Origin of the sequence: Carboxylicivirga linearis, assembly GCF_018271995.1 — a bacterium.
Classification (GTDB): domain Bacteria; phylum Bacteroidota; class Bacteroidia; order Bacteroidales; family Marinilabiliaceae; genus Carboxylicivirga; species Carboxylicivirga linearis.
This window is the reverse complement of sequence record NZ_JAGUCO010000012.1, coordinates 1-12,824: the sequence shown is the minus strand read 5'-3', so window position 1 is coordinate 12,824 and position 12,824 is coordinate 1. Positions and strand designations below refer to the sequence as shown.

Here is a 12,824-nt window from a genome sequence, read left to right as displayed (position 1 = left end):
TTTAAGAATTTAGATCTGAATACATGAAAGAAATGTGGAATGAACGGTTTGGCAAAGAAGAATATGCTTACGGAGTTGAACCTAATAAAGAATTCAAGGAATTTATTGATCAGTTAAAACCAGGTAAACTGTTGCTTCTTGGAGAAGGAGAAGGTAGAAATGCGGTATATGCTGCAAAAAAAGGTTGGCAGGTAACGGCAGTTGATTTTAGTGAAGAAGGCAAGAATAAAGCTCTTTTATTAGCTAAAAACAATCACACCACCATAGATTACCTGGTAAAAGATGTTACGCAATATTCGGCTCCGGATAATACTTTCGATTGTATTGCCCTTAGTTTTTTACATATGCCTTCTGAAGAATTCTATCCTATGCTGCAAAAGCTTCATCAATCATTAACTGAAAAAGGGAAATTGTTCATCGTTGGTTTTCATACCGATCAATTAAATTACAACAGTGGAGGACCTAAAAACAAAGATTGGTTGTTAACATCAGAAAGCCTCCAACAACAATTAAACGAATATACAATTACACGAAACGATCATTTATTAGTTGAATTATCGCAAGGATATGCCCACCAGGGAACAGGAAGTATTGTAATTTTCAATGCAACTAAGTAATTTTATTAGAATTTGTTTATACACTTTCAATAAAACAACTAATCTTTAATAACTTATTATGATGAAAAAGACATACATCCTGGGTATTCTCCTTATGGCTGTCATTTCTATTACAGCTCAAACAGCCAAAAATTTTATCGATCAGCCATACATTGAAGTAAACGGTAAAGCTGAAATGGAAATCATACCTGATATGATTTATCTGAAAGTGATAATTGATGAAAAAGACAATAAAGCTAAAGTATCGCTGGAACAATTGGAACAGAGAATGATGAAAGCATTATCAGATATTGGTATTGATACTAAGAAAGATGTTGCTGTGATTGATTATTCAAGTAATTTTCAGGAACATTGGATTAAGAAAACCAATATAATGACCACCAAACAATACGAAGTAATAGCTTATAATGGCAAAACGGTTGCTCAGGTATTTATGGTATTGGAGAAACTGGATATTTCAAATATATCAGTTACTAAATTAGATCATTCTAAAATTGAAGATTATCGACAACAAGTAAAAGTTGATGCTATTAAAGCTGCCAAAAACAAGGCAAAAATGCTAACGGAGGCAGTTGACCAGAAGATAGGAAAAGCTTTGTATATTCAGGAAATTTCACGCAATATTTACGCTCGTACTGCAGCAATGGAAAGTAATGTGGTAATGAAAATGAGCGCAAATGATAAAAGCGGGTATATTTCTGATATTGAGTTTCAGAAAATTAATTTAGAAGCTCAAATACTAGCTCGTTTTACAATCGAATAGAAACAAAAAAAACCGCAGCTAATTGCTGCGGTTCTTCATATTCAAATATTTTAATTACTGAGGATTAACTTCAGCCAATGCTTCTGTTACATTGATTACAAAATCACCCAGTTTTTCACATTCCGAGAAAATATCGTTGAAGATAATGCCCGCCTCATAGGTATAAACTTTGTTTTTAATGTTATCAAGGTGTTCTACCTTTAACTGATTACGATAGCTATTAATTTCCATCTCAATTAATTGTGCTTTCTCAAGATTAACATTCTCAGAACTATCTTCCAGATTATTAATCATTAATTCGATAGCTTCATCAACCAGGCTAAACATTAATTCAAGCTTTTTCATAATTTCTTCAGAAAACTTGATGTTTGCATTACGCATTCGAACCATCGATCGAGCCAAATTGTAGTTACTATCTCCAATACTCTCCAGATCGTTCACAACCTTTAGCATGGCGCGTACACGTTTTCGACCTAAATCACTTAATCGTCCCTGATTAACTTCAGCAAGGTAATTGGCAATTTCAACTTCTACATTATCCGATATACCTTCATACTTCTCAATACGAGCAAATTTCTTGGTGAATTTGGCATCTTTATCCTGATGAATGAGCTTTTTAACCATCACAAACATCTTTTGTGTTAACTGTCCAAACCAATGTACCTCTTTACGAGCCTGTATTATCGACAATTCAGATGTTGAAAGCATTCCGGTTGTAATAAACTTCAATCTAAATTCTTCATCTTCATTTTCAGATGATGGAACCATCTTAATTACAGCTTTATTAAAAAACGGAACAAACCAAATAAATATCAGAACATTAATAACATTAAACGAAGTATGGAAAATAGACAGAGCCGTAGGTATAGCTGCCACTGAATCTTTTGGTGAAACTCCCATTTTTTGAGTGATAAAATAATCAATACCACCTACAAATGAGTTAAAGATTAGAAGCATCCAAATAACACCTAACATATTAAATAACAAGTGCACGCGTGCAGTTCGTTTGGCAGAAACATTAGCTACCGCAGCCGCAATATTAGCTGTGATAGTCGTACCTATATTTTCTCCCATTACCATTGCTGCCGCCAGATGAAAAGGAATCCAACCCTGATTACACATTACAAAAGTAAGTGCCATGGTTGCACTCGACGATTGAATAACGACCGTAAGCAAGGTTCCGATAAACAAGAAAATAAGAGTTGATCCAAAACCCAGATTCGTATAATTCTGAACAAAACTTAGTATCTCAGGATTTTCCTTAATATTTGGAACTGCCTCTTTTAAGTACTCTAAACCTAAAAATAATAAGGCAAAACCAACTATAAACTCGCCCCATGATCTGTTGGAAGGTTTTTTTGAAAAGATTAAAGGTAAACCCAGACCTATCATAGGTAGTGCATACGCACTGATTTTAACTTTAAATCCAAATAATGTTATAATCCATCCGGTTACTGTAGTTCCGATGTTGGCCCCCATAATAACCCCTATGGATTCTACCAGTGACATTAGCCCGGCATTTACAAAACTAACCAACATTACGGTTGTTGCTGATGAGGATTGAATAATGGTAGTTACTAAAAACCCGGTTAAAACACCTAAGAACCTATTAGATGTCATTGCTGACAGGATAGTACGCATTCGCGATCCTGCCACTTTTTGAAGGGCTTCGCTCATCATCTTCATTCCGAAAAGAAACAAACCCAACGAGCCGATCAGAGTTAGAAAATCAAAAAGTGAATAATTCATGTTGTGAAGTAGCTATTCTATAAATTCAAAAATCGGGTTCAAATATGTGAATTTTTGAATTTAATAACGTAAATATTCGAATGAATTAACAATTATTTGAGTAAAATAGCTTTTTGATTAGAATTAATCTAAATAATATATAGCAGAAAGTGAATTAAATTATCAATGAATCCAGCTAGAAGTATTTGATAATTCAATATTTTAATACTGCCTACAGAACCATCAAAACCAGCACTAATGAAAGAACAAAAAGCTGGAATATTAGAAAACGAACAGGTATATCTATATTTTTAAAACTTCTTTTTAATGTGAGTGAAAACTTCATAAAAATATGATTTAAGGCATTTTAAATAAATGCTTCTTTGATAAAATAGATTCTTTTTTCCCGGTTCAATTATCTTAGACGTGTAAAATCTAAAAAGGTTGCTTATAAATATTAAGTTTTTCCCTTTTTTATTTGAGAAGTAGAAAAATACATACACCATCTATAGTGTTGATAATATACAGATTAAGACACTCACAAGCCGATTTCATATAAATTTAAAATGTATTAATTTTTACAAGGTCTTTTTTTTTAATACCAAATTGTCTTAATTTGTTTAGCATATGAAAAGCACTAACATTCATATAATTTCTTTCCGATCGGGTAATTCAATATTACTTGAAAGTACTGCTTGTACAATGATGTGTATGATGATGACAATGTAATTGTCACAACGCATCGTATCTGAAAATCAAATAGACATAGTAAACAGACCGGTGCGTTAAGCAGCGGTAAGAACGAATTGGAATATTAACCATAAAAATTAAATACAATGTCTGATTTTCATTTTGAAACATTGCAATTACACGCCGGACACGACGTTGACGAAACCACTCTATCAAGAGCAGTACCTATTTATCAAACCAGCTCGTATCTGTTTAAAGATTCGGAACATGCTGCCAACTTATTTGGCTTGAAGGAATTCGGTAATATTTATACCCGAATAATGAATCCTACCACCGATGTGTTTGAAAAGCGAATTGCCGCATTAGAAGGCGGGGCAGCCGCAGTTGCTGTATCATCTGGACAAGCAGCTCAATTTATTGCCTTAACCAACTTTTTAGAAGCCGGTGACAACTTTGTATCAACATCTTACTTATATGGAGGTACATATAACCAATTTAAAGTTCAATTTAAAAGATTAGGCATTAAGGTTAAGTTTGTTGAAGGAGATGATCCTTCATTATTTGAAGCTGCCATTGATGAAGGAACTAAAGCTATTTACATTGAAACTATTGGGAATCCCCAATTTAACATTCCTGATTTTGAAGCTATTGCTGCTATTGCTCAAAAACATGAGATTCCATTAGTGGTAGATAACACTTTTGGAACCGGAGGATATTTATTCCGTCCATTGGAACACGGTGCCAATGTAGTAGTAGAGTCCGCTACCAAATGGATAGGTGGCCACGGTACCTCAATAGGCGGTGTAATTGTTGACGGTGGTAATTTTAATTGGGGTAATGGTAAGTTTCCTTTATTTACCGAACCATCTGAAGGATACCACGGCTTAAAATTCTGGGAAGTGTTTGGTGAAGGTAGTCCATTTGGTAACATTGCCTTTGCAATTAGGGCCAGGGTAGAAGGCTTGCGTGATTACGGTTCAGCCTTAAGTCCTTTCAATTCTTTCTTGCTCATTCAAGGATTAGAAACTCTTTCGCTACGGGTTGATCGTCATGTTGATAATGCCTTAAAAATAGCGCAATGGCTCGAAGCTCACGATCAGGTTGAATATGTGAGTTATCCTGGATTGGAATCAAGTCCTTATCACGAGTTAGCTAAAAAATACCTTAAAAGAGGATTTGGTGGTGTGATGAGTTTTAAAATTAAAGGTGACACCTCTAATGCCGACAAATTTATTCAGAACCTGAATTTAATTAGTCACCTGGCCAATATTGGTGATGCAAAATCATTAATTATCCACCCAAGCTCAACAACGCATGAGCAATTATCATTAGAAGAACAAAAAGCTTCAGGGGTAGAACCAGGAAAATTACGTTTGTCAGTAGGTATTGAACACATCGATGATATTAAAGCGGATTTACAACAAGCTTTTGATAAATTATAATTCAAACAAGAGAGGTGATTTATTTTCATCTCTCTTCTTTTTTATTTCCCCATAGATAAGCTTTATTTTTGCAGACAAATTGAACCAATTAAGTAATGAAAAAGAAACTAAATATCGGATTATTTGGCTTTGGTGTAGTAGGAGAGGGCCTGTATGAAGTGCTTAAAACAAGTCCGGCATTTGATGCCAAGATAACCAAGATATGCGTTAAAAATAAAAAACCACGTTCTCTTTCTGAAGATCACTTTTGCTATAATGCTGATGATATTCTGGAAGATCCGGAAATTAATACGGTTGTTGAGTTAATTGACAACGCTGATCAGGCATATGAAATTGTGAAGAAAGCTCTTCAAAAAGGTAAAAATGTAGTTTCAGCCAATAAAAAAATGTTAGCTGAGAACCTTTCCGAAATGCTTCAATTGCAAAGAGATAATAATGTTTCGTTGTTATACGAAGCATCTGCTTGTGGTAGTATTCCGGTTATCAGAAATCTGGAAGAATATTACGATAACGACCTTTTGCTATCTGTTACAGGTATCTTAAATGGATCTTCCAATTACATTCTTTCAAAAATATTTGATCATAACCAATCGTATGCATCTGCTTTAAAAGATGCGCAAGATTTAGGTTTTGCCGAAAGCAATCCTTCATTTGACGTGGAAGGCTATGATTCGCTGTTTAAACTTATTATTTTAACCTTACATAGCTTCGGAACAGTCGTCAATCCGAATGATGTATTAACCTATGGTATTTCAAATATTTCGGACTTTGACATTAATTATGCCCGCGAAAAAGGGCAGAAGATTAAACTGGTAGCTCAGGTTGAACGTCTGGAAGACAAAAACATCAGTTTGTTTGTTCTTCCTCGATTGTTAGGCAAGGATAAACACATTTATAGTGTTGAGGACGAATTTAATGGTGTTGTTATTAAAGGATTAGCTTACGATAAGCAGTTTATGTTTGGAAAAGGGGCAGGGGCACATCCAACCGGATCGGCCGTTCTATCTGATATAACTGCCTTGGCGCATAACTACTCATACGAATACAAGAAATTAAATTATTCAGGTGGTTTTACCTACAATAAAGATAAAGCTATTGAGTTGTATGTTCGTTACCAGGATAAGAGTGTATTAGATCATTTTAATTTTGATCAAATAAATGAAGAATATCGTGGACCTGAAAACAGCTATACCATTGGATTGATAAAAATATCAGAGTTATTAAAAATTCAGGATAAACTACGCGAACTGGATATTTTTATTGCCATTACAGGCTCTACTTTGAATTATTAATAAAGCATTTATAAACTTTATCGAACGGTTCTTTATCACGCTAATGTATAGAGAACCGTTTTTATTTCGTCAAACTTGAAAATACTATATAGAAACTCCTCTTAATAGTAAAACGTTAGATTTGTCTACAAACTTCAAACTCATAATATAAGCATTTACTCACCAAACAATTCTCATTTATTCAGGTTTTACTATTACACCAAATGCGTTATTTATTTTAAAAGAAACTTTATTTATTAAACCAAGTAAAAGAAAGCCAGTGGTTCTTAATCTCATACATTCATTTTGAGTACATAAAAACAGAAATGGTGGACAAATTGGTATTTTAAAATAGTACCAATAATTCTTACTGAATATTTGATATATTCAACCCCTTATTGAAAATTGATTAATAAAACTAAATTCCAATGAATATCAAAAATCTAACATTAACAGCATTTGCTGGTATAATGTTGCTCCTATTTGTCAGACCAACGTCTGCGCAAACACTAACAAGTGGCGAAGTTGAAACATTATACAATAATTACTTTAACGCCACACCCAATAATTATGTATCGGTGCACGATCCATCGGTTGTTATCGGATATAAAACCGGAAATACTATCACCGGAGAGTATTCAGAAAGTGCAACCAAAGTATATTATATTTTTGGTTCGCATATGGCGTGGGCTTACACCTACGATCTGGAAAATTGGACCTCTTTCCAAAATAATATAAACAGTTCATACAACACCCTTTTTGCTGATCCGGCTGCATGGGCGGCAAAAGGAAGCAGCGATTATAATCTAGGAGGTAATATGTGGGCTCCGGATGTAATCTGGAACACAGACATGCAAAAATGGTGTATGTACATGAGTATTAATGGTAATTCGTGGTACAGTTCCATTGTTTTATTAACCGCTGAATCGTTAAACGGCAATTGGACCTATGTTGGTCCTGTAGTATATTCAGGTTTTACGAATCAGACTGAAGCGGCTGAAACTGATTTCTATGATGTGATTGATTCATCAGAAGGATTTCCTTCTCGTTATTTACAAAACCGTAATGGTGTCCGTACCTATGGTCAAAATGCTATCGATCCTGGACTTATATATGATGATGAAGGTAACTTATGGATGAGTTATGGTTCGTGGTTTGGTGGAATATATATGCTACGCCTGGATGCACAAACCGGATTGCGCGATTATACTTATACCTATACTACCAACGATGGTACATCAACCAATGCCATATCAGATGAATACATGGGTACAAAAATAGCCGGAGGTAATCATGTTTCTGGAGAAGCTTCTTACATACAAAAAATTAACGATACGTATTATTTATTTATGACCAATGGCGGTTTAACTGCTACAGGTGGTTATAACATGCGTGTGTTTGCCTCTGATGCAATAACCGGTCCTTACAAGGATATGAGTGGGCAGGATGCCAGATACTTTACTTATAACACAGGCGTTGGATCCACTAATGGAACTGTTGGCTTGCGATTAATGTCGTATTACAAGTGGAGCTGGATGGAGAAGGGCTTTACTGCCCAGGGACACAATTCAGCTGTTGTAGATGACGATGGTAAAAGCTACCTGGTTTACCACACTCGTTTTAATGATGGTACCGAAGGTCATCAGGTACGTGTACACCAGCTTTTCCATGCAAAAAACGGATACATTGCTGCTGCTCCTTTCCAATATGCCGGTGAAACATTAACAACAGAACCATATGCAATCAATGATATAGTTGGTACATACGGAATTCTTTACCATGGTACGGGTACTAATTATTCTAATCTTGAATGTGTACAAGAGCAAGAAATACAAATCAATTCTGATGGATCGATAACAGGAGCCTACACAGGAACCTGGTCGCAAGACGCCGATGGTCCGTATATTACCCTAACCATTAATAACATTACTTTTCAGGGTGTATTGATAAATCAGAAAATGCAAGGACTGGACTATACCACCCTTTGCTTCACGGTTGTTGGTAATGATATGTCGGTTTTTGGTTACAAAAGAGCAGGAGAGGGTAAACCATTTCCTGAAGATGCAACCGTGGCATACAACGTATATAATTTTAACGGAACCATTCCTTCAACAGCATATAGTGGTTCACAATTATCATTACCCAGCCAGGGATATTTTGGCGCCATCTATGAATGGAGTTGGGATACTTCTTTAATTAGTGAAGAAGGAATAGTGCAGGATATAGCATCAGATGTAACAACAGATCTTACATTGACAATAACATGCGGTGACTACAACTATGTAAGCACCTATTCCATTGATTTAATAGCCAATGGCATTTCTGATTTATTGCCCATTGAAGAAGCTGCAATATTAGAATCATATAACGATATAAGCGAGTTTGCAGCGGCAACACCTAGTGGACTTATTAATAGTAAAACAGGTATTTCGTTAAGTTTCTACCTCGAAAATATTACAAGCGACTGGGATTTAATAGCACACTCGAGTGATAATTCGTTCCGCTTGTTTTTATCTGTTTTACATTACAATGGGGCTGATTTTTATGAAGCTGCAGCTACTTTATCATCAGCGGCCACATCTGCAGGCTACCATTCAGGTAATGCATGGCAAATATTTTTAAATACCAGCTGTTACGTAACCGTATCTTACAATACCGATGGTACCATATCGTATTACAAAGACGGAGTATTAATGCTCACTTATCAGGCTTCTATATCGCCCAGTTATGGTTCAGGAGTAACTCCTGACGATATTGTTACAGCTGTTATCAACTACTATAAAAATAGACAATTGATATTCGATTACGATGTAAAAAATATTGTTGTAGGATTTGCAGCTGACCTTGACTTATCAAACTACAAACCTATAGATATTTCAGACTACATTTTTTATGAAGACTATGACTATCGAGGATGGACATCATCATGGACAAGTCCTAATGGTATTGTTTCCGCCCTTTACAGCTCATCGCTTGAGAGTAATTATATTGAAGTGAAAACAGACGGAGGATCGGGTAATCGCAGCGCTATAAATACTTTTACGGACGTTGATAATTTGATGAATTATCATTTTTCATTCGATGTTTGTTTAAGACCCGGTAATGTTGTTGATCGTTCGGTAGGTGAGGTAGCTGTGATAAGTACCGACAATAATAATTCGAATAATGGTACCACCAACTCTGGTTATATTTTTAAGCTGGTAACACCAACGTACAACGGAAGTAATGCAAGCATCTGGTATGTAAACGGAGTTACATCGCTTACCATCGCACCCGGAACCTGGGTAACCATTAGTGGAAATGTAGATGTTAGTGCCAAAACAGCTGATGTTACAATCATTAATCGTGCAACAGAAAATACCCTTTACAATGGCATAACGGATGTAAACGGTAATGGATTATTGAAGGGGCTTTGGGCTCTTGCCGGACGTGGTACAGGAACCATAGGTATAGATAACATTATAGTAAGGGATGGTAACTATAGTACCTCAATAGAAACCATTACTAAATCTGAAATAGATTATAATGCAGAAGTTGAGCTTTATAATTTAACAGGAGTTCTTATAACAAAAGGCCTGTTCTCAACCATTAATGTGCCCACTGGTATATACATCGTTCGACAGGGCAATAATGTGCAAAAGAAATTTATTAAAATGCGTTAATAACCGCAATACAGAAAATATAACACAATAAAAAAGCAGCAAACCATACTGATTTGCTGCTTTTTTATTGTGTAAAACAATCTATTAATCCCTTATCTTTCTCCATATTTCAATAAAGTCGTTATTGACTCCTTCAACAAACATTAAATCGTCTTTTATTTTAACTTTAAAAACATATATTACCTGTTACCACAACGGGTTCCACCCGCAGCTATTATTACTATTCAATCCTATCAGTATTTAAAAATATATGAAAGACATTAATAGTAGTGTTGTCTTAACTGATAAGGGAGTAACCACTGTATAAAACTTATAACATTTAGCATCGCCAAACTTTGCTATAGTAAAATGCTTATCGTTGGAAGATTACTTTGTTATAAATGTAAATTTGCCATTTTCAATACTGAAAATTTCACCTCTATTAATACTTTTTGTAGAAAAGGTACCTGAAACCTTTGAATAATCATTGCAGACATTAATGACATCGTTAATTGTAAAATAAACCTCATTGTTGAAAAAATTATTGATCGATGCCGTATCATAATTAAAATATTCAAATACCTCAGATGTATACCAAGATAACTCAACTCCTTTTAGAAAAACAGTATCTTTTAATGCAATTTTATTATCATACGAAATACTTGGCGAGGTATATTTATAAGTACTTCGTAACTCTTTAGATAAGCAGCTCTCAAATAAATAATAATTAAAAAAATCTTCTTCTGATTGTTTATTATCAATCATATAATTCCAAAAAACTATATAAGTAGCAGGATGTAATTGAATTTTATATTCATCATCCGTTATTAATCTATCAAAAGCAATGGATCTTTGATAGTATCGCATTTCGTTACTTGAATTAACTTCTACAGGTTGAAAAACTGTATGACCTGAAATTCGTTGTTGATAAAACTTAAAATGTTCTCCGTTTATATCGTAAGATATACAAAGTAGTATCTTGAGGAATGTCTGTTAATGAATAATTACAATCATTATTTTTCTCTTTTGAACAAGAAAAAAGAAAGATGGCAAAAATAAGAGTCAATAAGGTTCTATTCATGATTTTAAAATAATTATTAATTATATCAACTACTATCAATCTTAACACATTATTAGTAGTGTTGTTTTACACTATAGAGTGAAATTAAAATAGATAAAGAAGGCAGGACGAGCTAACAAAGCCCTACTTTATTTCCAGTGTTGTGTCAATGTATTTTATTATTTCGGTTTTAATTCTGATTCTATTCTTTGAATATTTATGTCTTTCTTTTGTTGTTCTTTTTGAACCTTAGCAATTGACTTTTTAATGGTTTTATTAATCCACAGAAAAGGCAATAAATTAAGCAAAGCCAAAGTCTAGGCTACCACTTTTGTATTAATAATAATTCCCAGTTGATCTATTGAAAAGTCAGAGGAGGCATAAAACGAATAAAAGACTAATGAAGAAATAAGAATCCTGGTAAATAACTCTCTTGTAATTGTTTCTTTGGCAATTTTCTTTTCATCTTTATAATATTTTTGCTTAAACTGTTCTTCAATTGCAACAATTAATTTTTTCTTGGCATTATCCATCTTTTCAGAATCATAACCTCTTTGGTAAAGCAATTTCCCGGCATATAATTGAGGTTCAATATTAATTCTATTTGTCTCTGAAAAGAGCTCAAAAAGAGTCTTGTTTGATTTCATTTCTAATCTTGCTTTCCAATTAATCATTGCGTTCGTTTATTTACTCCTAACGGCAACGCCATATGTAGTGGCCCGAGGAGCGTTTGGAATATTCGCTTTCTTGTTTTTGCCAAAGCTCGCGCGTGAGCTGAACTCCCAAATCCCGCCAAAGCCCAGGGCTACTTTATGATGGCTTGTTGGGTGTTGTTATTTTATCTTGTTGAGCATGTCAATTGTGAGATTTGATATAACGGTAACAGCCTTGGTTATTTCGTTTCTCGCCTTTTCTCTCAGTTTGTCATGAAATACAGTATTCTCTTTCCAACTATCCAGATAATTCATGTCAGAATAGATTGTTTTGCTTAATGCAAAAGGAATAGTAAAAAAGAAAAATAGAAAAGTAATTAGTTTTTCCTTTCTACTTCTTGGTAACAAATCTAAATGCTCCTTGTCAAACTTTGGCATTTGAATTATAAATTCTTTTAGTGTCGAATCGAACGCATAATGTATTGAAACATGGTTGTTTATTTTCTCTAGCTTCTCTAGGATATAAGACACAATTCGTTGTTCATTTGTGTTGTCAAAGTAGTTATCGCATAAATAATATAACTCCCTAAAATACCGATGTATTTCTGTATCATACTTCATGTTTTTCTATGTTTATGAGTTATATTCTAAGCAGTTATTGTAATAACCCACAACGTACCTGTAAGTACTATTGTGTTTATATTTTTATTAGTTATTTAAAAAGGTGTTCTTTCCAAGCCTATATGGTATGGAAAGCACACCTTATAATGTTGAATTGCTAAAAATGTTGTCCAACTGATTTCTAATCTCTAGTAAATTTGACTTATATAACTGCCAGGAGATATCTTTTAAAGGCTTCAAACCAATTGGCAGTTTAAACTGATGCCGGTGTTCGGCAGCTTTGATTGGTATAGTTCGATTTAGTGTCACAAATAGGTTTTAGCTTATTGTTGGTTAAA

At 34.3% G+C, this 12,824-nt stretch carries 9 protein-coding genes; 5 read left to right on the top strand and 4 right to left on the bottom strand.

The genetic code is table 11. The annotated features are described in order from the left end of the window. Positions 1 to 23 precede the first annotated feature (23 nt). On the top strand, positions 24 to 617 hold the full coding sequence (locus KEM10_RS14605; RefSeq protein WP_212216768.1) for a class I SAM-dependent methyltransferase: 594 nt from the start codon (positions 24 to 26) through the stop codon (positions 615 to 617). A 58-nt stretch (positions 618 to 675) separates the two neighbouring features. Then, positions 676 to 1,380, top strand: a complete 705-nt coding sequence (locus KEM10_RS14600) for an SIMPL domain-containing protein (RefSeq protein WP_212216767.1) — start codon at positions 676 to 678, stop codon at positions 1,378 to 1,380. Positions 1,381 to 1,434: 54 nt separating this feature from the next. On the opposite strand, the gene KEM10_RS14595 is transcribed toward KEM10_RS14600, so the two are convergent. Beyond that, complete coding sequence (locus KEM10_RS14595) at positions 1,435 to 3,129, bottom strand: Na/Pi cotransporter family protein (protein ID WP_212216766.1); 1,695 nt, start codon at positions 3,127 to 3,129, stop codon at positions 1,435 to 1,437. Positions 3,130 to 3,944: 815 nt separating this feature from the next. Here KEM10_RS14595 and KEM10_RS14590 point away from each other — a divergent pair. The 3 genes from KEM10_RS14590 to KEM10_RS14580 all read left to right on the top strand — a co-directional run bounded on the left by KEM10_RS14590 (position 3,945) and on the right by KEM10_RS14580 (position 10,173). Beyond that, positions 3,945 to 5,240, top strand: coding sequence for an O-acetylhomoserine aminocarboxypropyltransferase/cysteine synthase family protein (locus KEM10_RS14590; RefSeq protein WP_212216765.1), 1,296 nt, complete (start codon positions 3,945 to 3,947; stop codon positions 5,238 to 5,240). Between the two features lie 95 nt (positions 5,241 to 5,335). Then, positions 5,336 to 6,532, top strand: coding sequence for a homoserine dehydrogenase (locus KEM10_RS14585; RefSeq protein WP_212216764.1), 1,197 nt, complete (start codon positions 5,336 to 5,338; stop codon positions 6,530 to 6,532). Positions 6,533 to 6,939: 407 nt separating this feature from the next. Further along, positions 6,940 to 10,173, top strand: coding sequence for a lipocalin-like domain-containing protein (locus KEM10_RS14580; protein WP_212216763.1), 3,234 nt, complete (start codon positions 6,940 to 6,942; stop codon positions 10,171 to 10,173). Positions 10,174 to 10,539: 366 nt separating this feature from the next. Here KEM10_RS14580 and KEM10_RS14575 read toward each other — a convergent pair whose 3' ends face one another. From KEM10_RS14575 to KEM10_RS14565, 3 genes are all read right to left on the bottom strand, one after another. Then, complete coding sequence (locus tag KEM10_RS14575) at positions 10,540 to 11,019, bottom strand: hypothetical protein (protein WP_212216762.1); 480 nt, start codon at positions 11,017 to 11,019, stop codon at positions 10,540 to 10,542. Between the two features lie 510 nt (positions 11,020 to 11,529). Then, on the bottom strand, positions 11,530 to 11,859 hold the full coding sequence (locus KEM10_RS14570) for a hypothetical protein (RefSeq protein ID WP_212216761.1): 330 nt from the start codon (positions 11,857 to 11,859) through the stop codon (positions 11,530 to 11,532). Between the two features lie 186 nt (positions 11,860 to 12,045). Then, entirely contained in the window at positions 12,046 to 12,303 is a 258-nt protein-coding gene (locus KEM10_RS14565) for a hypothetical protein (protein ID WP_212216760.1), read from the bottom strand. Positions 12,304 to 12,824: the final 521 nt, after the last annotated feature.